Source organism: Streptomyces sp. NBC_01216 (assembly GCF_035994945.1).
Classification (GTDB): Bacteria; Actinomycetota; Actinomycetes; order Streptomycetales; family Streptomycetaceae; genus Streptomyces.
The window spans coordinates 6,571,245-6,594,472 of sequence record NZ_CP108677.1; the positions used below are offsets into that span (position 1 = coordinate 6,571,245).

Sequence of the window (23,228 nt, forward strand, 5' to 3'; positions counted from 1 at the left end):
GCCGCGGCTATCCGCCGCCGGCGCCGCCCGCCGCCGCCCGCAGGCCCGCCCAGTCCGGGATCTTCACCGGTCCCCGGCCCAGCGAACGGCCCAGCTCCGACTCGGCGCGCTCGATGGCCAGCCAGCCCGGCCAGGCGACCGGCTCGTGACCGAGGTCGCGCAAGGCGGCGAGCGGGTCGGCGGCCACCGGCCGGGCGGCGAGGGCGGGGGCGTCGGTCAGCAGCGCGTCCACCGTCTCCTTGGCGCACGAGCGATTGGTGCCGATCACGCCGGTGGGGCCGCGCTTGATCCAGCCCGCCACGTACTCGCCCAGGGACGGGACGCCGTCCCGCAGCACCCGGCCCGCGAGGTGCGGGACCGTGCCCCCGGTCTCGTCGAAGGGCAGCCCGGCAAGAGCGACCCCCCGGTACCCCACGGCCCGCAGGACCAGCTGTGCCTCGATCTCCTCGTACCGCCCCGTGCCCCGGACACTTCCGTCACCGGCCGGCTCGGTCCGCTCGAACCGCACCGCGGCGACCCGGCCGTCCTCGCCGAGCAGTTCCACCGGCCGCAGGAAGAACCGCAGCGTGAGACGGCGCTCACCGGCCGAGGGCGGCTCGGCCTGTGCCCATCCGCGGACGACCTCCAGATTCCTTCGGTTGGCGGCCGGCAGCCCCGAAGGGTCGACGAACGAGGGGTCCAGGGCCAGTTCGGCGGCGTCCACCCCGACCCGCACCCCCGAGAGGGAACCCAGCTCCCGCAGTTCCTTCGTGGTGAACCGGGCCTGGCCCGGACCGCGCCGCCCCACCATGTGCACCGCCCGCACGCGACTGGTGCCGAGTGCCGACAGCGCCCGCTGCGGCACGTCCGTCCCCCACAGCTCGTCCGGGGCGCGGGCGAGGATCCTGGTGACGTCCACCGCCACGTTCCCGGCCCCGATCACGACCGCCGAACGGGCGTCGAGGCCGAAACCGTCGGTCGCGGCGTCGGGGTGCGCGCTGTACCAGGACACGAACTCGGTGGCCGAGTGGCTGCCCGCCAGGTCCTCGCCGGGCACCCCGAGGCGCCGGTCCCGCGCCGCGCCCACGCAGTACACGACGGCGTGGTAGAGCCCGAGGAGCCGCGCGGGCGCCAGCCCGTGGGCACCGGCCTCCACGTTGCCGAGGAACCTGATCCGCTCGTCCTCCAGGACCGACCGGAGGTTCCGCTGGAGCGACTTGATCTTCTCGTGGTCGGGTGCGACACCGTAGCGCACCAGCCCGAACGGGCAGGGCAGCCGGTCCAGGACGTCCACCCGCACGTCGGGCACCCGCGACTGCCGGACCAGCGCCTGGGCGGTGTAGACCCCGCTGGGCCCGGACCCGACGACAGCGACACGAAGCACGCCCGCACCCCTTCCCGCCGCGGTGAGTTCCGCCGAGAGGCTTCCAGCATCGCACTCGGCGGCCTCCCGGGGGAGGGTCCGGACGGCGGCGACCACCCGTCGGGAGGACGGTGCCCGCGCCACCGTCCGGTGCCCCTCGCCCCTGAACGCCTGTCGGGTGGCCTCTGGCCCGGCGGTCACGCCCCGGCGCGCACACTGCCGGCGCTGCCGACAAGTCCCCGTCGCTCCGCTACAGCGGCACTCCATCCCGGCGCCTTGGAATCGCACGCACCGGACCGTGTCCGTCTGTCGACCGAAGACCACCCGACAGGCTCTGAGCGGCACGCGCGTCCGGGCGTCTCACTGCGACGGCGTGAACGGCGGGCCGTCGGGCGGGCCCCCGTCCGGAGGCGTGCCCAGCTCCCAGTCCAGTCCGTACCGCTGGAACAGTTCCGCGCGCAGCCGGCTCGCCGGCATCGGGGCCCCCGGCAACAGCACCCCGACGACGGCGCCCATCAGCAGCGCCCGCAGCAGCGGGTAGTCGGTGTCAGGGTCGGCCGATCCGTATCGCTCCATGGTGTCGCGCAGGAGTGCCGCGAGCCGCTGCTGTTCCGGGCACCGCACGAAACCCTCGGCCTGGAGGATCAGGGCCATGTGCGTGCGCATCAGTACGGGCCGGTCCACCGCCAGGCCGAGCACCGCGTCGATCGCCCGGGCCAGTCGTTCCCGGCCGTCCCGCGCACGCGGCTCGCGCTCCAGCGCCTCCTCCAGCGTCAGATGCATCAGCCGGTGCACCGCCGACTGGAGCAGTTGGCGCTTCCCCGGGAAGTAGTACGAGATCAGCCCGCGCGCCGCACCGGCCCGCTCCGCGATGTCCCCCAGGGTGGTCGCCTCGTAGCCACGCTCCGAGACGAGTTCGACGGTGGCCTGCAGCAGCCGCTCGCGCGAACGCCGTCGAAGCTCTTCATTGACCGATGCGCTACGCGGGGACATGCTGGACTCCTGCGTTGACTGGCTCCCGGCCAATATACTCAGCGCGGTCCGCTGTCGTGCCTTCGTGGCCGGCCGGCGGGGCTGCCGTCTGTTCTGGGCGACGCGGGGGATCGTCCAGAACAGGCGGTTTCACGCCGTTTCCCCCATTCTCCTCCGCGCCCCCTCCGGGGTCGTCCGGCGGTGGAGGAGGATCGCGACGGCGACGCACGTCCAGCCGAGCAGCCAGCCCGCGACCACGTCCGAGGGCCAGTGCACGCCCAGGTAGACCCGGGTCCAGCCGACCCCGAGCACCGACATCACGGCCGTCACCGCCACGGCGCCCCAGCCCCGCCAGGCGTCGCGCCAGTGCAGGGCGAGCACCCACAGCAGCAGCCCGCAGCAGACCGTCGCCGTCATGGCGTGCCCCGAGGGGAACGACGCGTAGTGCGCCGAGTCGACCGGATCCGGCCAGTTCGGCCGGGGACGTCCGACCGCCGCCTTCAGACCCTGCTCCAGCCCCGCCGCGAACACGGTGGTCACCGCCGGCCACAGGGCGAGGCGTCGCTCCCCGCGCCACCACAGCACCACCACCGCCACGGCGATCAGACCGCGCATCGTCCACGGGTCCCACACCCAGTCGGTGAGGATCCGGTTGGCATGGGTGAATCCGGGCATCACCACCGCGCTGCGATGCAGCGCCTCGCCGACCGAACGGTCCAGCGAGACCAGCGGCGACCAGCCCACGGCCACCAGGGCCAGCAGTAGCAGGGCCAGGGCACCGGAGAGCACGGCGGAGAAACGCATGCGCCGATCCTCGCCGATTCTCGCCGACCTGGCCGCCGAACGGGGCGAACCGTCGGCCGAGGCGGCTAACCGAGCGCCCGCAGCGCAGGCACGAAGGCGATGAGGAGCGGCACCACCGGCACCAGCGCCGCCGCCGCAGTCAACCGCAGCCGCCGTCCCGCCGTGAACCGCGGCGCCGCCCTCAGCAGCCGGTCCACCCGGCGGGGCAGATCCGCGTCCGGCGCGGGCCCCGGCCCGAACACCCCGCGGTCCTCGTTGAGTTCCACCAGGGCCAGCGCGATCGTCAGCCGTCCGAACCGCCGTGAGGCGACGTCGTCCGCGGCGAGTTCCACCAGGCGGTGCATCTCGTCCCGGAAGGCCGCGAAGACCGGGATTCCCGGGAAGCCCGCCGCGAGCGCCCCCGAGCAGTGCAGCAGCCAGTCGTGGCGCGCGCGGGCGTGTCCCTGCTCGTGCGCCAGGATGGCGTCCAGTTGGCTGCCCTTCAGCCGACGCAGCGCGGCCGTCGTGACGACCAGCCGCGGCGTGGCACCCGGCAGCCACCAGGCGTCCGAACGTTCGCCCTCCAGCACGACGAGCCGCTCCCCACCGGGCTCCTCGCCGGGCAACAGCGGGGAACGGCGCAGGAGTTCACCGCGGCGTCGGCGTCGGCGGGCCCTGGCCCGGCCGATCTCGCGGCCGAGCATCGCGCCCGTCCACAGGCCACCACAGGCGAGGACGACCGCGAGCGCGGCCGACCAGGGCTGATGCGTGCCCAGTTCGTATGCCTCCAGCACCCCGTGCGGCGCGGGCGCGAAGACACGGCCCCGTACGGCCTGCCAGGCCGCCGCCGCGCTGAACGTCATCGACAGCGCGAAACTCAGCAGCACCGCGGCCACCACGCACTGCCACACCCACAGCGCCACCACCGGCTCGCGCTCCGCCCAGTCCGACCGCGACAGCAGCCGAGGGGCCACGACGGCGGTCAGGACGCCGAGCGCGAGCAACGCGAGGGAGACCAACATGGCGCCAGCCTATGAGGGCCGTACGACGCGGGGGTATGCCCACGCGCGTCAAGTGACGTACGCCACGGCACCACCCGGGCCCGCGGCTACCCGGGCGCCGGGCCGGGCCCTCGGAGCCTGTCGGGTGGCCTTCGGCCGTCAGGCCCTCAGAGCGTCACCAGCATCGCCACCATCGCCAGCGCCATCGACAGGCGGCACACCAGGACGAGTTCGGCCCGCTCACTCCACCGCGGCGGCGTGGTGGCCACCCGTGCCGTCACAGCGGCCGCCGGTGCCGTCACGGGCACCAGGCGGGACCCCGCGCGCAGGACGTACGCGGTGTAGTAGACGAGCAGCGCGGCCGTCAGCGACGGGACCCCGCCGACGGCCCCGGCCGCGTGCCCCCCGTGTCCCGCGTGTCCGCCGCCGGCCATCGCCACGGCCATGTAGACCATCGCACCCGAGCCCACCAGATGGTGCAGATGGTGGCCGCCGCCGCGGGCGGCGGGCAGCCCGCGCAGCGCTGCGGCACCGAACACCGCGGCATACACCGCCCAGCCCCAGGCCGGTGGGGTGAGCACCGCGGCCGGCAGCGCCATCGACGCCATTCCGAAGGCCATCACGGCCTCGCTTCCCGCGGTCCGGCGTTCCCCGCCCGCCCGCCCGCGCCGGCGCAGCAGGCAGTAGGTCCCGCTCGTCGCGCACAGCGCCACCATCGTCCACGCCGGCCACACGGCCCATGCCGCTCCGTGCACCGCACACCTCCCGTTCGACGGCGCCACTCGGCTCCCGGTGCATGCCCGGCCTCGCGGGGGTGCACGCGAGCGCAGAGGCGCGCAGGGGCGTACGAGGGGGAGTGCGGCGCTCACGTTAGGCTCGGGGCGATCGCCTTCACCGATCGATCAGCGCCCCGAGGGGAGACCGAACACCATGGACACCGCCGCGCCCCAGGACACCGGCCGCATCACCTACCGCGACGCGGTCGAGGACGACATCCCTGTGCTCGTGCCGCTCGTCGAGTCGGCCTACCGCGGCGATTCCAGCCGTACCGGCTGGACCACGGAGGCGGACATCCTCCAGGGCCGGCGCACCGACGCGGAGGGCGTGCGTGCCGTCATCGCCACCGAGGGCAGCCGGATGATGGTGGTCGAGCGGGACGGGCAGGTCATCGCCTGCTGCCAGCTCGAGCACCGCGGTGAAGCGGCCTACTTCGGAATGTTCGCGGTCCGGCCGGCGCTCCAGGGCGGCGGGCTCGGCCGGCTCATCATCACGGAGGCGGAGCGACGGGTGCGCGAGGTCTGGGGCGTGCGCGAGATGCACATGACGGTGATCTCGGTGCGCGAGGAGCTGATCGCCTGGTACGAACGGCGCGGCTACCGCCGGACCGGCCGGATGAGCCCTTTCCCTTACGGTGACGAGCGTTTCGGCATCCCGCAGCGGGACGACCTCCGGTTCGAGCTCCTGGTGAAGGAACTGACGTAGGCCCATGGGCGGCGACTGCCGGGAGACGGACCGTCCTCAGGCGGTGAAGCGGCCGGTGCGGCGGATCTCCGGGTAGTCGGTCGTCGCGCCGTCGAGCTCCAGCGCCCGGGCCAGCCTCAGCTGCTCCTGGGTGTTCACCACCCATCCGATCACCCGCAGCCCCTCGGCGTGCGCCCGCTCGACGGTGTCCAGGGTCAGGTGCCGGATGTTGAGGACCAGGGTCCCGGCGCCGACCGCGAGGGCGCGCCGCACGACGTCGTCGCCCCAGCGGTCCGCCACCAGGGCCGTACGGACCCCGGGCACCAGACGGGCGGTCTCGGCGATCGCCTCGTCGTGGAAGGACAGGACCTCCACCCGCGCGGCCAGTCCGCGCCGGTTCAGTACGCCGGCGAGCGCCTGGGCCGCCGCCGCGTCCTTGATCTCCGCCTGGAGGGGTGCCCGCACCGCGTCCAGGACCTCCTCGAAGACCGGGACGCGCTCCCCGTCGCCGGCGTCCAGCTCTCGCAGCTCGGCGAGGGTCCGCGCGGCGATCGGGCCGCTCCCGTCGGTGGTGCGGTCGACGTCCGCGTCGTGCATGACGACGAGGGCGCCGTCCTTGCTCAGGTGGAGGTCCAGTTCGATGGCGTCCATCCCGGCCTGCTCCGCCCGGACGAACGAGCGCAGGGTGTTCTCGGGTTCGACGCCCATGACTCCGCGGTGACCGATGGTGAGGAAAGTCAAGATCCACTCGCTTCCGTCGATGTCCGGGACCTGGGCCCTCCGGGCGCCCGGTGCGGCTCGTGGCGCAGCCTAACGGCTGGACACGAAGAGGTCAGCGCACGTGCGGGTGTCGCGGGCGCGGGTCGCATCGGCGTGGACGCCCCCGCCGCCCGGGGTGGCGGGGGTGGGTGTTCCGGCGTGTTCCGTCGCTGCCCGAGTCGCCCTCGGGTCGCTCCGGCACCGGGCCAGGTCGGGGGATGCGTTGGCTTCGAAGCATCAGGACAGGAAAAACAGCGGTGATCAGGGGGGTGTCGCAGGATATTTTCTCTCGCCCCCTCTTGTGGGAGGGAAGCGTGGATGGTTACGGTGTCTTGACGCGAGGTTCTCCTGTGGAGGAAGAGGCATGACGGAAATTCTTGTGCAGGACGTGACCGGTGGGGAGATATCCGCCGCAGCGCCGGTGATCGACCACCCTGCCTGGCCCGAGCTCAAGGGTGCCGTGGAGGAGATCCGCCCCTGGCAGGACGCCGACGGCTCCATCGACTTCGACGCCGAGGGGGCCCCGCCCCGCGAGGTCGCCGCCCGCGCCGTCGACCGGGTCGCCCACGCGGTCGAGCGGCTCTCCCCGCTGCTCCCGCATGACGCCGCCTACCACCGCGCGCTCGTCGCCGACCTGCGCAAGTGGGCGGAGGACGGCTTCGGCGTGCCGGACTTCCTCGACTCGCTCCTGGCCTTCCAGCCGGCGGCCGGCCGCGCGGACGGGCTCCAGCACCTGGCGCTCTTCCCCATGTACACGCAGAACGGCAACCCGGACCGCAACTTCGAGGCCGTCGTGCTGCGCATGGTGTGGCCGGAGTGGCTCTCCGAGCTGGAGCGCACCCGCTACGACAACCCGCTGTTCTGTGGCATCACCTTCGAGGACTTCACCCCGGGGTACGACACCCACTCCGCGGTCCTCTTCCCCGAGACCATCGCCGTGCGCGAGGCTCCCGAGCGCTTCAGCTGGGGCGGGATCTTCTGCGACCGCGAGGCCGCCCGCTTCCGCAAGGTCACCGAGGCGGCCGTCGACATCCTCGGCATCGAGCTGCCCGAGGACATCGCCGCCATGGTCGACGACCAGAAGCGCTGCGAGCAGGCGTTCGTGCTGTGGGACATGGTCCACGACCGCACCCACAGCCACGGTGACCTGCCCTTCGACCCCTTCATGATCAAGCAGCGCCAGCCGTTCTGGATGTACGGTCTCGAGGAGCTGCGCTGCGACCTCACCGCCTTCAAGGAGGCCGTGAAGCTGGAGGCCGAGGGCAACGCCCACGGCCGCGACGTGCAGTACGCCGTCCTCTTCGACCGGATGTTCCGCTTCCCGGTCTCCGGCGACCGCAACCGCAACTACGACGGCCTGGGCGGCCAGCTCCTCTTCGCGTACCTCCACCGTCACGATGTGGTCCGCTGGACGGACAACACGCTGAAGATCGACTGGCAGCGTGCCCCCGAGGTCACCAACCAGCTCTGTGCCGAGATCGAGAAGCTGTACCGCGACGGCATCGACCGCCCCAAGCTGGTCCACTGGTTCGCCGCGTACGAACTGGTCTCCACCTACCTCGCCCCCCACCCCGGCTCCCGCTGGGCGAAGGGCCCGGACGCCCTGGACCTGAACCTCCCGCCCCGCAAGCTCGTCGACGACGTGCTTCCGGACGAGTTTCCGCTCAGCATGTTCTATGAGGCACTGTCCAAGAAGCTGAAGGGCGTGATCGCCTCCACCAAGGGCATCACCGCCACCGCAGCGTCCCAGGACGGGCAGGCTGCCGCGTGAACTCAGTCACGGAGGAGGCGACGAACATGAACGGCAACGGGAACGGCGGAGTGCTCGACGGGGCCGTCATCGCGGTCGCGGGAGCGGCCGGCCCCGCCGGCCGGGCGACCTTGATGCGCCTCGCCGAGGCCGGAGCGACGGTCGTCGCCGCGGACGCGGACCCCGCCCGTCTGGCCGAGGCGGTCGACGCCGCCCGCTACGCCCACGGCGGCGCCACCGTCATCGGCGACACCGTCGACCTCTTCGACCTGGGCGCGGCCCGCCAGTGGGCCGACAAGACGGAGAAGGAGTTCGGCCGGATCGACGGGCTCGTCCATCTCGTCGGCGGCTGGCGCGGCAGTTCCACCTTCGCGGAGACCGAGCTGGCCGACTGGGCCTTCCTCGAGAAGCTGCTGATCCGTACGGTCCAGTCCACCTCGCTCGCCTTCCACGCGCCGCTGCTCCGCAGCGACCGGGGCCGTTATGTGCTCATCAGCGCTTCGGGAGCCTCCAAGCCCACCGCCGGCAACGCCGCCTACTCGGCGGCCAAGGCGGCGGCCGAGGCATGGACCCTCGCGATGGGCGACGACTTCCGCAAGGCGGGGGGCGAGGGGGACATCAGCACGGCGGCTGCGATCCTGGTGGTCAAGGCACTGGTGCACGACGCGATGCGCGCCGAGCGCCCCCATGCGAAGTTCGCGGGCTTCACCGACGTCAAGGATCTGGCCGATGCCATCGCCGGCGTCTGGGACCGGCCCGCACAGGAAGTGAATGGACAGCGTCTGTGGCTGACCCCCAAGCCGTGACCCCGGTATCGCCCGCCCGCACCGACGCGCGTCGGCACCACGACCCGTCGGTGCGGGGCTTCGCCAGCGACAACTACGCCGGTGCCCATCCCGAGGTGCTCGCCGCCATCGCGCTGGCCAACGAGGGGCACCAGACCGCGTACGGCGAGGACGACTACACCGAGCACCTCCAGCGGATCATGCACAGCCACTTCGGACCGCACGCCGAGGCGTTCCCGGTCTTCAACGGCACCGGCGCGAACGTGACCGCCCTCCAGGCCCTTACCGACCGCTGGGGCGCGGTGATCTGCGCCGAGTCCGCGCACATCAACGTGGACGAGGGCGGCGCGCCCGAGCGGATGGGCGGTCTCAAACTGCTCACCGTGCCCACTCCGGACGGCAAGCTCACCCCCGAGCTCATCGACCGGCAGGCATGGGGCTGGGAGGACGAGCACCGGGCGATGCCCCAGGTGGTCTCCATCACCCAGAACACCGAACTGGGCACCGTCTACACCGTGGACGAGATCCGGGCGATCGTGGAGCACGCCCACGGCAAGGGCATGAAGGTCCATCTCGACGGGGCCCGGATAGCCAACGCCGCCGCCTCGCTGGACGTCCCCATGCGGGCGTTCACCAACGCGGCCGGCGTGGACGTCATCTCCTACGGTGGGACGAAGAACGGCATGCTCTTCGGCGAGGCCGTGGTCGTCCTCGACCCGGACGCCGTCAGCCATATGAAGCACCTGCGCAAGCTGTCCATGCAGCTGGCGTCCAAAATGCGCTTCGTCTCGGTGCAGTTGGAGGCGTTGCTCGCCAAGGACCTGTGGCTGCGCAACGCCCGGCACTCCAACGCGATGGCGCGGCGCCTCGCGGACGGCGTCCGGAGCGTGGACGGCGTGGAGATCCTCCACCCCGTCCAGGCCAACGCCGTCTTCGCCCGGCTGCCCCACGAGGTCAGCACCCGGCTCCAGAGGCGCTTCCGCTTCTACTTCTGGGACGAGGCCGCCGGCGACGTGCGGTGGATGTGCTCCTTCGACACCACGGAGGACGACGTCGACGCCTTCCTCCAGGCCCTCAAGGAGGAGATGGCGCGCTAGCGCCGGACACCTGAGTGGTGCATGAATACGCGTTCGGCCGGAAGTCCACTGACTCCCGGCCGGGCGTGTTCCCATGCTCCGGCTCATGCGACTCCTTCGGGAGAATCCTGACATTCATGCGTACTTGCCGGCATGTGAGGCCGTCGATCACGGGAGCCCGCGCGTGCACGCCATCGCGAAGAGCCTGGCCCTCGGTCATGGTGACGCATGTTCATACGTCAGGGCTGCTTTCGAGCTCATGCGGGACTCCATTCCGCACTCGCAGGACTCGGGAGAATCTCCGCGTCACCCGGCGGGCCTCGGACGTCCTGGACGCCCGCACCGGTGACTGCCACGCCAGGTCGATGGCCTGCGCCGCGCCGCTCCGGCCCGGGGTGTCCCGGCGGCGCTGTGCTGCCGGCGGCTCACGGACGAGGGTGGCTCGAACCGGTCGTCCACGGCCTGGTCGCGGTGAGGACGCCCGGACGGGGCGCGTGGGCGCGCCAGGACGTCCGGGGGAACAAGCCCGGCGCCGACGCCCGTTTCTCGCCCGGCCCGGAGCGGCCGACCTGGAACACCCGGCGGGAGTTCAGTGAACTGAACTATCCGGTGCTTTACACTGAACCGCACCCGGCTGTGCTGCGCGCCCCGCGCGCCGCCCGCGACCTGCCCCAGCTCGCGCGGACGCTCCCCGCCGCGCTCTGACCCGAACCGACCCGAAACGGCGGCCCCATGAGCCTCACACTCAGCGTCTCCGACGAGGTACGTGCCCTCGTCCCCGGCTTCACCCACCTCGCCGTCGAGGCGCGCGGACTGGCCAACGGCCCCAGTGACGGAACCAGCTCGGCCCTGCTCGACGAAGCGGCACGGAGTCTCGCCGCGCGGCTCGACGGGCGGGCCCCGGACCGGGACCCGCACATGGCCGCCTGGCGAGCGGCCTACACGGCTTTCGGCGCCAAACCCTCCCGCACCCGCAACTCCGCGGAAGCGCTGGCCCGGCGCGCCCTCGCGGACGGCGGACTGCCGAGGATCAACCGGCTCGTCGACGCGTACAACGCGATCAGCGTGGCCCGGCTGATCCCCGTCGGCGGCGAGGACCTCGACCGCATCGAGGGAGGCATGCGGCTCGTCCGCGCGACGGGGGACGAGCCGTTCCTGACCGTGGCCGGCGGCGAGGAGGTCGTGGAGCATCCGGAACCCGGAGAAGTCGTCTGGTGCGACGAGGCCGGCGTCACCTGCCGACGGTGGAACTGGCGCCAGGGACCACGCACCCGGATCGACGACACGACGGAGAACGCGCTCTTCCTGCTGGAGTCGCTGGCACCCATGACGCGGGACGAGCTGACGGCCGCCGGAGCGGGTCTCGCGGAGTCGCTGGAGAGACTGAGCCCCGGGGCGCGCATCACCGTCCGCGCCCCGGCGTGACGTTTCAGCCCGTCCGGCCGCCCGTCAGCCCGCTTCCTTGGCCTGGGCGGGGGTGGGAGCCGTCCCCCCGAGGTGCGCCGGTACCCACCAGGTGTCGCCCGCGTCCTTGGGGCGTACGGGGTAGGCGCGCTGCGCGGCCTCCAGGAGCTCCTGGACGCGTTCGCGCAGCCGCCGGGTGATCGCACCGGCGTACTGGTCGGCCGGTGCCTCGACGGGCTCCCCGACTCGGATGGTGACCGGGATGTGCTGGCGCTTGAAGTTCTTGGGGCGGCCCTTCGTCCAGACCCGCTGCGTGCCCCACAGCGCCATCGGGATCAGCGGGACCCCGGCCTCCTGGGCGAGCCGGGCCGCGCCGGACTTGAAGCTCTTGAGTGTGAAGGACTGGGAGATCGTCGCCTCGGGGAAGACACCGATGACCTCGCCGGCCCTCAGGGACTCCAGGGCGTGCTGGTAGGCGTGCTCCCCCTGGGTCCGGTCCACCGGGATGTGCTTCATCCCGCGCATCAGCGGTCCCGACACCTTGTGCCGGAACACCGACTCCTTGGCCATGAAGCGGACGAGGCGCTTCTGCGGCAGCGCGGCCAGACCCGTGAAGATGAAGTCCAGATAGCTGATGTGGTTACTGACGAGCACCGCTCCGCCCGAGCGGGGGATGTTCTCCGAACCCTGAGTGTCGATCTTCAGGTCGAGCGCCTTGAACATGGTCAGAGCGGCGCCGATGACCGGCCGATAGACGAGTTCTGCCATCTGAGAGGAACCCCTTCTTCAGTGCCTGGGGAGGGTTCTCCCGGCGGAAGTTACGCAGCCGTAGGTTTTGGCTTTGGGCCGATCGTGCCCCATACGGGCCCTGCTGACCAGTCCTGACGCTCGCCTACGGGGAGATTCTCGTCACCCCGTGTACCGGTGGCGGGAATCCGGCGGTGCCGTGGGACGCTGCACCCGGGGACGGAGTGCGGCGGGAGGCGGACACATGAACGAAGCGGGCGCGGGCGAGGTCACACGACGGCCGGCCGACAGCCCCGGGGCCGCGGGGCCGGACGGCGGCCGTGCCGCCCTCCCCGGGGCGCGGCCCGACCGGATCGGAGCCGAGCTGCTGGGCGCGCGACTGGGCGAGCGCGCCACCCTGGTGCAGTTCTCCACCGCCTTCTGCCAGCCCTGCCGCGCGACCCGCCGCACACTGGCCGAGGTGGCCGAGATGGTCGCGGGCGTGGGGCACGTGGAGATCGACGCCGAGGACCGACTGGATCTGGTGCGCGCCCTCGGTGTCGTCCGGACCCCCACCGTGCTGGTCCTCGACCGGGCCGGCCGGATCGTCCGCCGGGCCGCGGGCGCGCCCCGCAAGGCCGACGTCATCGCCGCGCTCGGCCGCGCCCTCTGACGCGGTGACACATCTCCCACATCCCGGTCCCCACTTGACTGCACCCGGCAACGATCGTCACCCTGACGGGGTGCCCCATGAACTCCTTCTCCACGGCCGGGTCCATGTGGACCTGGGCCGCAACGCGAGCGCGCGCTGTCCGGGTGTCTGAGAACCCACGGACCCCTCTCACGACGCCCCCGCAGAAGGACATCTCCATGACGGTTTCGCCCGAGCTCCGCACCGTGAGCGCCCCCCGGTCGGCCTCACCCGACCTGCTCCGCTCCGTCTTCCGCCGGCACGCCGCCGGTGTCGCGGTCATCACCGCCCAGGGCGACCGGCCCGTCGGCTTCACCGCGACCTCGCTGAACTCCGTCGCCGCCGACCCGCCGATGATCTCCTTCGGCGTGGGCACCCACTCCTCCAGCTGGCCGGTGGTCGCCGAGGCCGAGCACATCGGCGTCCACATACTCGGCGAGCATCAGCGGGAACTCGCCGCCACCTTCGCCCGCAGCGGCGCGGACCGGTTCGGGGCACCGACGCGCTGGAGCCCGGGGCCGGAGGACGTACCCGTGCTCGACGACGTGCTCGCCTGGCTGGTGTGCCGGGTGGTGGCCAGGGTCCCGGCCGGCGACCACCGCATCGTGATCGCCCAGGTCGTCGCCGGGGACCCCGGCGGAGTAGGGCGTCCGCTCCTCTACCACCAAGGTCGCTTCAACGCGCTGCGCGACTGAGAGCCCGTCGGGTGGCCTCTGACCTCGGGCGGTCACGCCCTGGCACGCACGGTGCCGGTGTTGCCGGGATGCCCGGGGCGGCTCCGTTACGGTTCCCTCCCGGCGCCTTGGAATCGCACGCACCAGGCCGTGTCCGCCTGTCGGTCGAAGGCCGCCCGACAGGTTCTGGGAGTTCCGCCCGCGGGGCGTTGGCAAGGTCACATGCCTGAGCGCTTGCTCAGAGGTCACGAACTGGGTGTACTGGCGAGTAATATTCGGGTCTGGGGCCATGGCCGCCCCGACCGGAAACCCGCCCTTCAGGCGCCTATGCTGCGAGCAACAAGGCAGCCCCGTTAGACCGATGCAGTAGGAGAGCCGGCGTGAGCTTGAGGATCGTTGTCTGTGTGAAGTACGTGCCCGACGCCACCGGCGACCGGCACTTCGCCGATGACCTGACCGTCGACCGCGACGACGTCGACGGCCTGCTGTCGGAGCTCGACGAGTACGCGGTCGAGCAGGCGCTCCAGATCGCCGAAGAGGCCGACGACGCCGAGGTCACCGTGCTCACCGTCGGCCCGGAGGACGCCAAGGACGCCCTGCGCAAGGCGCTGTCCATGGGCGCCGACAAGGCCGTCCACGTCGAGGACGACGATCTGCACGGCACCGACGCCATGGGTACCTCTCTCGTGCTCGCCAAGGCGATCGAGAAGACCGGCTATGACGTGGTCATCGCCGGTATGGCCTCCACGGACGGGACCATGGGTGTCCTGCCCGCGCTCCTCGCCGAGCGGCTCGGGGTCCCGCAGGTCACCCTGCTCTCCGAGGTCAAGGTCGAGGGCGGTGTCGTCACGGGCCGCCGCGACGGTGACACCGCCTCGGAGCAGCTGGAGGCCGCGCTTCCGGCCGTCGTGTCCGTGACGGACCAGTCGGGCGAGGCCCGCTACCCGTCCTTCAAGGGCATCATGGCCGCCAAGAAGAAGCCGGTGGAGTCCCTCGACCTGTCCGACCTCGACATCGAGGCCGGGGACGTGGGTCTGGAGGGTGCCTGGACGGCGGTCGACTCCGCCACCGAGCGCCCCGCGCGCACGGCGGGCACGATCGTCAAGGACGAGGGCGAGGGCGGCAAGCAGCTGGCCGAGTTCCTCGCGAGCCAGAAGTTCATCTGAGGCTCGCGCGAGCCCACCAGACCCTCCCCCCTTTTTTCCGTTCGCAGGAGATTGAAGTCCCATGGCTGAGATTCTCGTCTACGTCGACCACGTCGACGGAGCCGTCCGCAAGCCCACCCTGGAGCTGCTGACGCTGGCCCGCCGCCTGGGCGAGCCGGTCGCGGTCGCGCTCGGTGCCGGTGCCGAGACCACCGCCGCCACCCTCGGCGAGCACGGCGCGACCCGCGTCCTGACCGCCGACGCCCCCGAGTTCGCCGATTACCTGGTCGTCCCGAAGGTCGACGCGCTGCAGGCCGCGTACGACGCCGTGTCCCCGGCCGCCGTACTCGTTCCCTCCTCCGCCGAGGGCAAGGAGGTCGCGGCCCGCCTCGCGGTCCGTATCGGCTCCGGCATCATCACGGACGCCGTGGACCTGGAGGCCGGCGTGGAGGGCCCGGTCGCGACGCAGTCCGCGTTCGCCGCCTCCTTCACCACCAAGTCCCGCGTCTCCAAGGGCACCCCGGTCATCACGGTCAAGCCGAACTCGGCTGCCGTCGAGGCCGCCCCGGCCGCCGGCGCCGTCGAGACGCTCGCCGTCACCTTCTCGGCCCAGGCCACCGGTACCAAGGTGACCGCGCGGACCCCGCGTGAGTCGACCGGCCGCCCGGAGCTGACCGAGGCCGCGATCGTGGTCTCCGGCGGACGCGGTGTCAACGGTGCCGAGAACTTCTCGGTCATCGAGGCGCTCGCCGATTCCCTCGGCGCCGCCGTCGGCGCCTCGCGCGCCGCCGTCGACGCCGGCTGGTACCCGCACTCCAACCAGGTCGGCCAGACCGGCAAGTCGGTCTCGCCGCAGCTGTACATCGCCTCCGGCATCTCCGGCGCGATCCAGCACCGCGCGGGCATGCAGACCTCGAAGACCATCGTGGCCATCAACAAGGACGCCGAGGCCCCGATCTTCGACCTCGTCGACTACGGCGTCGTCGGAGACCTCTTCGACGTCGTCCCGCAGCTGACCGATGAGGTCAAGACCCGCAAGGGCTGACCTGCGCTTCTGACGGGCCCGGGGGCCGCACGGTGATCTCTCGCCGTGCGGCCCCCGGCCGTTTCGGACAACCATTGACGCGGGTCTCACCGGACTATAACTTCGCTATACGGATTGTTGATTCCGTGAAGCGGAAAAGAAGGAGGAGCTGGGAATGGGTCAGCAAGGTCGGCAGGAGAAGGTGGCCACAAGCCTCGCCGGGACGGTCAGTGAGGGCATCAGCGCCTCCCTCGCCCCCGTGGACGCCGAACTGGACCGCCGCTACCCGGGAGACCCCGGCACCCGTCAGCCCGTCCACACCGTCTACGTCCCCGGCAATCTCTTCGACGCCGGAACCATCCGCTCCTGGGGCGACCAGGCACTCACCGCGCTCGACGAGCACGCCCCCGACGCCGACGCCTTCGCGGCCGTCCTCGGCCTCTCCGACGCACTCGCGGCCGACGTCCATGCCCGAGTACGCGCCAAGCTGGAGCGCGAGCCGGTGGAAGACCTCCGGGTCGACTTCGAAGACGGCTACACGGGCCAGGACGAGGACCGCGACGCGGCCCGCGCCGCCCGGCTGATCGCCGAGGCCCACCGCGGCGGGACGACCCGGGACGGCGGCACCGCCGCCCCCTACATGGGCATCCGGATGAAGTGCATGGAGGCCGCCGTGCGCGACCGTGGCATCCGCACCACCGACATCTTCCTCACCGGTCTCGTCGAGAACGGCGGACTGCCCGACGGACTCGTCCTCACCCTCCCCAAGGTGACGTACCCCGAACAGGTCACCGCCTTCGTCCGTCTCCTGGAAGCCTTCGAGAAGGCCCACGGCCTCGACGCCGGCCGGCTCGGCTTCGAGATCCAGATCGAGACCAGCCAGTCCATCCTCGCCGCCGACGGGACCGCCGCCGTCGCCCGCATGATCGGCGCCGCCGAGGGCCGCGCGACCGGACTCCACTACGGCACCTTCGACTACAGCGCCTGTCTCGGCGTCTCCGCCGCCTACCAGGCCAGCGACCACCCCGCCGCCGACCACGCCAAGGCGATCATGCAGGTCGCGGCCGCCGGCACCGGCGTGCGGGTCTCCGACGGCTCCACCAACGTGCTGCCGGTCGGCTCCACCGCCCACGTCCACGAGGCATGGCGCCTCCACTACGGACTCACCCGCCGCGCCCTCGCCCGCGCCTACTACCAGGGCTGGGACATGCACCCGGGCCACATCCCCACCCGCTACGCGGCCGTCTTCGCCTTCTACCGCGAAGGCTTCGAGGCCGCCGCCAAGCGGCTGGCCGCCTACGCCAACCACGCCGGCGGCGACGTCATGGACGAGCCCGCCACCGCCAAGGCGCTCAGCTCCTACCTCCTGCGCGGCATCGACTGCGGGGCGCTCGACACCGCCGAGGTCGACGCCCTCACCGGCCTCACCCGAGCCGACCTCGACCGATTCGCCGCCCCGCGCCGAGGGGACCTCACGGCCACGACGCAGTGAGCGTCGGCCAGGCGCCCCGGACGGAGCGGGGAGCCACCCGTACGGACCCGACCGCCGGGTAACCTCTCGGTGTCCCCGTGCGCGGCGGGGACTCGACCGGGGGAACGGGGCAGGGATGTCGTCGGGGGAGAACGAGCGGCTCGCGGGCCGCTACAGAATCGTGCGCAGACTCGGCCGCGGTGGCATGGGCGTCGTCTGGCTCGCCGTGGACGAGGTCCTCGGCCGCGAGGTCGCGGTCAAGGAACTGCGCACGTTCACGGACGCCGCCGGCCCGGAACTGGACGAGCTGCGCGTCCGGCTGAGCCGCGAGGCCCGCGCCGCCGCCCGGGTCAGCCATCCGGGAGTCGTCGCCGTCCACGACGTGGCCGAGCACGAGGGCCGGCCCTTCGTCGTCATGGAACGCGTCGACGGACCCTCGCTGGACGACGTCCTCGCCGAGCGCGGAGTCCTCGATCCCCCCGAGGCGGCGCGGATCGGCGCGAACGTCCTGGAGGCCCTGGCCGCCGCCCACGCGGTCGGCGTGCTGCACCGGGACGTGAAGCCCGGCAACATCCTCCTCGACCGATCGGGGCGGGTGGCGCTCACCGACTTCGGTATCGCCGCTCTGGAGAACCCCGGCGACGGCTCGGCCACCCGTCTGACCCGCAGCGGCGAGATCATCGGCTCCCTGGACTACCTGGCACCGGAACGCGCCCAGGGCCGGGACGCCGTTCCGGCGTCGGACGTCTGGGCCGTGGGCGTCACCCTGTACGCGGCGGTGGAGGGCTCCACCCCCTTCCGGCGTCCCGCCGCCTGGTCGACCCTCAACGCGATCGTCACCGACCCCGTCCCCGGGCCGCGTCGAGCCGGACCGCTCACCGAGGTCCTGCTCCGGCTTCTGGCCAAGGACCCGGGATCGCGCCCCGACGCCTCGGAGGCCGCCCGCCTGCTGACGGCCGTGGCGCAAGCGCCCGGGCCGGAAGCGGCCCGCCACCCGGAACGTACGGTCGAGGCCACGGCCACGGACGCGCGCGTCACGTCCGTGCCGCCCGCCGGCGCCCCCGAGGCCGGACCGCCGCCCGCATCCCGTTCCGCCGGGCCGAGGGGCGGGCGGACCCGCGCGCGGGCGCTGCTCGCCGCGTCGGCGGCGGTCCTGGCGCTGGCCGGCGCGGGTGTCACCTACGGGATGCTGGACCGCGACTCCTCGGACCGTACGTCCGTCGCGGCGACGGACGGCTCCGAAGGTCCCGCCCGGACACGCGGCCCGAAGAGCGGCCCCGCCTCGCCCTCGGGGGCACCCGAGGGGACGCGGCCACCGTCGCCCGACGCCTCCACCGACCCGCAAGCCCCCTCCGGCGAGGCGCTCCCGCCCGGCGGAGCCTCGCCCTCCGCCCAGGGGTGCGCCACCGACGGCACTACGGCGACCTGCGAGGTCCTGCACACCGCGCCCTCCAGCCGCTACGACGGTACGGAGGCCGGCTCGCTCCACGCCGGCCCGCGTGCCTTCCAGTGCCAGGTGGGCCTGCCCCGCAGCGAGTCCTCCGGCGGAGACACCAGCGCCTGGTGGGCGCGGACCGACGTCGACGGCGGCGTCGTCTACGTCAATGCCGTCCATCTGAGAGGCGGGACCGCAGGCACGCCCGTTCCCGGCCTGCCGATGTGCGGACCGGGCCGGACCTGATCCGCCTCGCTGGGGCGTGCTGCCGAAGGTCCCGCCCGTCCTGCGAGCGGAAGACGCTGTTTTAGGAACAGGCCCCGGGCGCACCGGTCCGCCCGCGCACGACGGGCCGCCGTGCCGGCGACGGATGGAGCGGGCGGTACGGACACCGGGGCCGGAACGCGCTCGTCCGTCGACAGGCATCCCGGCCGGGGTCCTTCGGTCTCAACCGGCCGCGGGCGGGACCTCACCCGAGCCGCGTGCGATCAGCTTCGTCCCCAGCACCACCTGGGTCGTCGCCTCCTCGATGCCGTCCAGGCGGCGGAAGAGCCGCTCGGCCGCCGTGCGGCCGAGCGCCGCGGAGTCCTGGGCGATGACGGTGATGCCGAGCAGATCGGCCAGTTCGATGTCGTCGAACCCGACCAGGGCCACCGGGTGTGCGTGTCCGGCCAGGACGCGGACCGCGGTGACCGTGACCCGGTTGTTCCCGGCGAAGAGCGCGGTGATCGGCTCCGGTCCCCCGAGCATGGCCGTCACCGACTCGCGTATCCGGTCCGGGGCCGTGGGGCCGAGCGAGACCCAGGACTCGTCCACCGGGAGGCCCGCGTCCTCCATGGCCGCCCGGTAGCCCCGCAGCCGCTCCGCCGCGGTGTGGATGCGCGGCCGGTCGCCGACGAAGCCGATCCGGCGGTGGCCGTGGGCGACGAGATGTGCCACACCGGCGCGCGAGCCCCCGAAGCTGTCGGACAGGACGGCGTCCGCGTCGATCCCACCGGCGGGGCGGTCCACGAAGACGGTCGCGACGCCCGCCTTCATCTCCGGTTCCAGGTACCGGTGGTCGCTGCCGGCCGGGATGACGATGAGTCCGTCGACCCGTCGGGCGCACAGCGCGAGCGCCAACTCCTGCTCGCGGTCCGGGTCCTCGGCGCTGGAGCCGTTGATGAGCAGCGCCCCGTGGGCCCGGGCGACCTCCTCGACGGCGCGGCTGAGCGGCCCGTAGAAGGGGTCGGCGAGGTCCTCCAGAACGAGTCCCACGGAGGCGGTTCTGCCCTTGCGTAGCACGCGCGCGCTGTCGTTGCGACGGAAGCCGAGCGCGTCGATGGCCTCCTGCACGCGGCGTTCCGTGTCCACGGTGACCCCGGGCTCGCCGTTGACGACCCGGGAGACCGTCTTCAGTCCGACACCGGCCCGTGCGGCGACATCCTTCATCGTGGGCCGGATGCCGTAGCGGTGCTCGGAGCGGCGGGCGGTGTCGGCCACGGTGCGCAGATCCTCTGTGTCGTCGGGGCGGTCGCGGCGGATGCCGTCGTGATGTTGTCGAGCATAGGCCCTGGACAACGTTGTCAGAGCGCGGGAGACTGGAGGTCGCACCGATCGACCGCGCCAGCAAGCCCTCGGGAGACGCCATCCTCATGCGCCAGGACCTCACCGCCGGCCTCGTCGTCGCGCTGGACATCGGCGGAACCAAGATCGCCGGAGCGCTCGTGGACGACGGCGGCCGGATCAGGGTCCGGGCGTGGCGGTCGACGCCCGCGCGGGAGGACGCGGAGACGGTGATGCGGGCGGTGCGGTGTGTGCTCGACGAGCTGGCGGCCTCTCCGCTGTGGGGGGAGGCGTACGCGGTGGGCATCGGCAGCGCGGGCCCGGTCGACGCCTTCGCCGGGACGGTCAGTCCGGTCAACGTGCCGAGCTGGCGCGGCTTTCCACTGGTCGAGCGGGTCCGCCGGGCCACCGGCGGCCGGCCGGTCACGCTGGTCGGCGACGGCGTCGCCATGACGGCCGCCGAGTTGTGGAAGGGCGCCGCCCGCGGTCACGACAACGCGCTGTGTCTGGTGGTGTCCACCGGTGTCGGAGGTGGGCTGGTCCTGGGGGGCCGGGTTCACCCGGGTCCCACCGGCAACGCCGGACACATCGGCCATATCAGTGTGGATTTCGACGGTGACCTGTGCGCCTGCGGCGGGAGGGGCTGCGTGGAACGGATCGCCAGTGGTCCGCACATCGCGCGCCGGGCCCTGGAGAACGGCTGGCGGCCCGGCCCTGGTGGGGACGCCTCGGCGGTCGCGGTGGCCGAGGCGGCGCGGGGCGGCGACCCGGTGGCGCTCGCCTCCTTCGAGCGGGCGGCGCGGGCCCTGGCGGCTGCCATCGCGGCGACCGCCACACTGGTGGAGATCGACATCGCGGTCGTCGGCGGGGGCGTGTCCGGCGCCGGGGAGGTGCTGTTCGCCCCGCTCCGGCGCAGCCTGGCCGACTACGCGACGCTCTCGTTCCTCCGCGGACCGGAGGTGGTCCCGGCCCTCACGGGCACGGACGCGGGCCTGCTGGGCGCGGCGGCGTCGGTCGTGCGGCGGAGTCGCGCGGGGGAGCCGGTCGGAGGCTGAGGCCGCTGACCGACACCGGCGCCGTGCGTTCCCGGCGGGTGGTGGGGCCGGGGGCGCCCGGAACCCGGTCGTGCTGCGCCGCCGCGCGTCCGCCGGTGCCGCGTGTGGTCCCTCGGAGCCTGTCGGGTGGCCTCCGGCCGGGCGGTCGCGTCCTGGCACGCGCGCTGCCGGTGTTGCCGACATGCCCCGGTAGCTCCGCTGCAGCGGCATCCCGGCGCCTTGGAGTCGCATGCACCGGACCGCGTCCGCCTGTCGGCCGAAGGTCACCCGACAGGCTCTCAGCCGCCCGCCGACTCCGGTCTCCGCTGCCGCACGATCACCAGGAACGCGTCGGTCTCCAGGTCCATCACGACCTCCGCGGGAAGGCCCTCGTTCCGTCGGGCGTCGGCGAACTCCTCCGCCGGCCAGCTGCCGCGCGGGCCTCCCGCGGGAAACCTCTCCAATACCGTACGGTTCATCTCCGCACCCCCTTGCCTCGCCGCAAACAACGACGCTCCGTGCCGAAGTGTTACGCACGAAGACGCACGGACGTTCGCGCGGTGAGGCGGCTCACATCCGGGCGGGCCCGGCCGTGGGTCTCGGCCCTCCTGTACGAGATCCCCGCGTGGCCCGACCCGCCGGCCGGCTCGCTCCGGTTCCGCCGGGGGTCTTCACCTGCTGGTCTTCGAGGTCGGGTGAGTGGACGTGACCGTGTGTGGATGAGCGTCGTCACCAGGGTGATCATCGCGGGCATTGACCGTCCAGGCTCGACCGGAAACCTTTGGGCGTGAGGAAACCCACCCCGCATCACCAGGCCACGGACACGATCCGTGGGGCAGGGCGCGGCGCGAACGCGGGCTGCCAGGACACCCGGAACCGTTCGGGATGTCCGCGGTGACCAGGCATGGTCCAAAACTCACTCCTGCTCACTGATGAGGAACGGTTTCCGTGGCAGGGTGTTGCGGGCAAGCCACTGAGGGCTACCGATGAGGGGGAATCGTGATCGTCTGGGTCAACGGTGCGTTCGGCGCGGGGAAGTCCAGCACCGCGCGCGAGCTGGTCGATCTGATCCCGAACAGCACGCTGTACGACCCTGAGCTCACCGGCGGTGCGATGAGCCGGCTGTTGCCGCCGAAGCGGCTCGCCGAGGTCGACGACTTCCAGGATCTGCCGATATGGCGCCGCTCGGTCGTCGACACCGCCGCCGCCCTGCTCGCGGAGCTGGGCGGCGTCCTCGTGGTGCCGATGACGCTGCTCCGGCAGGAATACCGCGACGAGATCTTCGGCGGCCTCGCCGCCCGCCGCATCGAAGTGCGGCATGTGCTGCTGGCTCCCGAGGAAACGATCCTGCGTGAGCGGATACGGCGCCGGACACCGGACGGTTCGCCGGCGGGGGCCATCGAGGGCGTGCGCCGGTGGTCCTTCGACCGCGTACAGACCTACCGCACCGCCCTGGACGACTGGCTGCGCGCCGACGCCTATCGCGTCGACAACTCCGCGCTCACCCCGGAGGAGACGGCCCGGACCATCGCGCAGGCCGTCCGGGACGGGGCAGCTGCTCCCTGCGGCATCGTCCAGACTCCGGAACCCACGGGAGAGACGCTGGCCGCCGGTGTCCTCCTCTTCGACGAGCGGGACCGTTTTCTGCTCGTCGACCCCACCTACAAGCCGGGGTGGGAGTTCCCGGGCGGGGTCGTCGAACCGGGCGAGGCGCCGGCGCGGGCCGGGATGCGCGAGGTCGCCGAGGAGATAGGGCTCGAACTCGACTCCGTGCCCAGCCTGTTGGTCGTGGACTGGGAACAGCCCGTACCCCCCGGCTACGGCGGCCTTCGGCTTCTCTTCGACGGAGGCCGGCTTCCCGCCGGGGAGGCCGGCCGCCTTCTGCTGCCGGGCGCCGAACTGCGCGGCTGGCGCTTCGTCACCGAGGACGAGGCGGCGCACCTGCTCCCAGCCGTCCGCTACCGCCGCCTGCAATGGGCGCTGCGGGCCCGTGAACGCGGCACCGTGCTCAATCTGGAGGCAGGCGTGCCGGTCGGCTGACGTGGCCCCGCCGCCCCGCCGCCCCGCCGCCCCGCCGCCCCGCCGCCCCGCCGCGGCGGCCGGGCTCCGGGCCGGCCCGCCCGCGGCCCCGGCCCGCGGGCCGCGATTCC

General features: G+C 72.7%; 22 protein-coding genes and 1 pseudogene. 14 read left to right on the plus strand and 9 right to left on the minus strand.

All coding sequences use genetic code 11. The features are described from left to right. Positions 1-7: 7 nt before the first annotated feature. From OG393_RS29690 to OG393_RS29710, 5 genes are all read right to left on the minus strand, one after another. On the minus strand, positions 8-1,363 hold the full coding sequence (locus OG393_RS29690) for an FAD-dependent oxidoreductase (RefSeq protein WP_327377766.1): 1,356 nt from the start codon (positions 1,361-1,363) through the stop codon (positions 8-10). Positions 1,364-1,702: 339 nt separating this feature from the next. Next, a complete protein-coding gene (locus OG393_RS29695; protein ID WP_327377767.1) occupies positions 1,703-2,335 on the minus strand; it encodes a TetR/AcrR family transcriptional regulator in 633 nt (210 codons plus the stop codon). A gap of 129 nt (positions 2,336-2,464) precedes the next feature. Continuing rightward, the gene (locus OG393_RS29700; protein WP_327377768.1) at positions 2,465-3,118 is read right to left on the minus strand and encodes a phosphatase PAP2 family protein; all 654 of its coding nucleotides are present in this window, start codon (positions 3,116-3,118) and stop codon (positions 2,465-2,467) included. Positions 3,119-3,183: 65 nt separating this feature from the next. Continuing rightward, on the minus strand, positions 3,184-4,119 hold the full coding sequence (locus OG393_RS29705; protein WP_327377769.1) for a M56 family metallopeptidase: 936 nt from the start codon (positions 4,117-4,119) through the stop codon (positions 3,184-3,186). A gap of 146 nt (positions 4,120-4,265) precedes the next feature. Further along, entirely contained in the window at positions 4,266-4,853 is a 588-nt protein-coding gene (locus OG393_RS29710; protein WP_442817375.1) for a DUF5134 domain-containing protein, read from the minus strand. Positions 4,854-5,028: 175 nt separating this feature from the next. Between OG393_RS29710 and OG393_RS29715 the strand changes: the two genes are divergently transcribed. Further along, the gene (locus tag OG393_RS29715; protein ID WP_327377770.1) at positions 5,029-5,580 is read left to right on the plus strand and encodes a GNAT family N-acetyltransferase; all 552 of its coding nucleotides are present in this window, start codon (positions 5,029-5,031) and stop codon (positions 5,578-5,580) included. Positions 5,581-5,616: 36 nt separating this feature from the next. On the opposite strand, the gene OG393_RS29720 is transcribed toward OG393_RS29715, so the two are convergent. After that, positions 5,617-6,300, minus strand: a complete 684-nt coding sequence (locus OG393_RS29720; protein ID WP_327377771.1) for a glycerophosphodiester phosphodiesterase — start codon at positions 6,298-6,300, stop codon at positions 5,617-5,619. Positions 6,301-6,682: 382 nt separating this feature from the next. Here OG393_RS29720 and OG393_RS29725 point away from each other — a divergent pair, with 382 nt between their 5' ends. From OG393_RS29725 to OG393_RS29745, 5 genes and pseudogenes are all read left to right on the plus strand, one after another. Next, the gene (locus tag OG393_RS29725) at positions 6,683-8,089 is read left to right on the plus strand and encodes a DUF6421 family protein (protein WP_327377772.1); all 1,407 of its coding nucleotides are present in this window, start codon (positions 6,683-6,685) and stop codon (positions 8,087-8,089) included. 26 nt (positions 8,090-8,115) lie between these two features. Further along, a complete protein-coding gene (locus tag OG393_RS29730) occupies positions 8,116-8,874 on the plus strand; it encodes an SDR family NAD(P)-dependent oxidoreductase (protein WP_327377773.1) in 759 nt (252 codons plus the stop codon). After that, positions 8,853-9,950, plus strand: coding sequence for a threonine aldolase family protein (locus OG393_RS29735; RefSeq protein ID WP_327377774.1), 1,098 nt, complete (start codon positions 8,853-8,855; stop codon positions 9,948-9,950). The genes OG393_RS29730 and OG393_RS29735 overlap by 22 nt, the downstream gene beginning before the upstream one ends. 85 nt (positions 9,951-10,035) lie before the next feature. Beyond that, positions 10,036-10,634: pseudogene (locus OG393_RS29740) on the plus strand (transglutaminase-like domain-containing protein). Between the two features lie 27 nt (positions 10,635-10,661). Continuing rightward, complete coding sequence (locus OG393_RS29745; protein ID WP_327377775.1) at positions 10,662-11,354, plus strand: B3/B4 domain-containing protein; 693 nt, start codon at positions 10,662-10,664, stop codon at positions 11,352-11,354. A gap of 24 nt (positions 11,355-11,378) precedes the next feature. On the opposite strand, the gene OG393_RS29750 is transcribed toward OG393_RS29745, so the two are convergent. Further along, a complete protein-coding gene (locus tag OG393_RS29750) occupies positions 11,379-12,101 on the minus strand; it encodes a lysophospholipid acyltransferase family protein (protein ID WP_327377776.1) in 723 nt (240 codons plus the stop codon). Positions 12,102-12,324: 223 nt separating this feature from the next. Here OG393_RS29750 and OG393_RS29755 point away from each other — a divergent pair, with 223 nt between their 5' ends. The 6 genes from OG393_RS29755 to OG393_RS29780 all read left to right on the plus strand — a co-directional run bounded on the left by OG393_RS29755 (position 12,325) and on the right by OG393_RS29780 (position 18,745). Further along, positions 12,325-12,732, plus strand: coding sequence for a TlpA family protein disulfide reductase (locus tag OG393_RS29755; protein WP_327377777.1), 408 nt, complete (start codon positions 12,325-12,327; stop codon positions 12,730-12,732). Between the two features lie 197 nt (positions 12,733-12,929). Further along, positions 12,930-13,445, plus strand: coding sequence for a flavin reductase family protein (locus OG393_RS29760; RefSeq protein ID WP_327377778.1), 516 nt, complete (start codon positions 12,930-12,932; stop codon positions 13,443-13,445). A 359-nt stretch (positions 13,446-13,804) separates the two neighbouring features. After that, the gene (locus OG393_RS29765; RefSeq protein WP_327377779.1) at positions 13,805-14,590 is read left to right on the plus strand and encodes an electron transfer flavoprotein subunit beta/FixA family protein; all 786 of its coding nucleotides are present in this window, start codon (positions 13,805-13,807) and stop codon (positions 14,588-14,590) included. Positions 14,591-14,651: 61 nt separating this feature from the next. Next, the gene (locus OG393_RS29770) at positions 14,652-15,614 is read left to right on the plus strand and encodes an electron transfer flavoprotein subunit alpha/FixB family protein (protein WP_327377780.1); all 963 of its coding nucleotides are present in this window, start codon (positions 14,652-14,654) and stop codon (positions 15,612-15,614) included. 154 nt (positions 15,615-15,768) lie between these two features. Next, positions 15,769-17,085 carry a DUF6986 family protein gene (locus OG393_RS29775; protein WP_327377781.1) on the plus strand — a complete coding sequence of 439 codons (1,317 nt, stop codon included), beginning with the start codon at positions 15,769-15,771 and terminating at the stop codon, positions 17,083-17,085. A 115-nt stretch (positions 17,086-17,200) separates the two neighbouring features. After that, on the plus strand, positions 17,201-18,745 hold the full coding sequence (locus tag OG393_RS29780; protein WP_327377782.1) for a protein kinase domain-containing protein: 1,545 nt from the start codon (positions 17,201-17,203) through the stop codon (positions 18,743-18,745). Positions 18,746-18,946: 201 nt separating this feature from the next. Here OG393_RS29780 and OG393_RS29785 read toward each other — a convergent pair whose 3' ends face one another. Beyond that, positions 18,947-19,930: a LacI family DNA-binding transcriptional regulator gene (locus OG393_RS29785; RefSeq protein WP_327378594.1), complete on the minus strand. Its 984-nt coding sequence runs from the start codon at positions 19,928-19,930 to the stop codon at positions 18,947-18,949. Between the two features lie 203 nt (positions 19,931-20,133). Here OG393_RS29785 and OG393_RS29790 point away from each other — a divergent pair, with 203 nt between their 5' ends. Beyond that, complete coding sequence (locus tag OG393_RS29790; protein ID WP_327377783.1) at positions 20,134-21,099, plus strand: ROK family protein; 966 nt, start codon at positions 20,134-20,136, stop codon at positions 21,097-21,099. A gap of 278 nt (positions 21,100-21,377) precedes the next feature. Here OG393_RS29790 and OG393_RS29795 read toward each other — a convergent pair whose 3' ends face one another. Continuing rightward, entirely contained in the window at positions 21,378-21,557 is a 180-nt protein-coding gene (locus tag OG393_RS29795) for a hypothetical protein (protein ID WP_327377784.1), read from the minus strand. Between the two features lie 517 nt (positions 21,558-22,074). Here OG393_RS29795 and OG393_RS29800 point away from each other — a divergent pair. Continuing rightward, on the plus strand, positions 22,075-23,118 hold the full coding sequence (locus tag OG393_RS29800) for an NUDIX hydrolase (protein ID WP_327378595.1): 1,044 nt from the start codon (positions 22,075-22,077) through the stop codon (positions 23,116-23,118). The last annotated feature ends 110 nt before the right edge of the window (positions 23,119-23,228 follow it).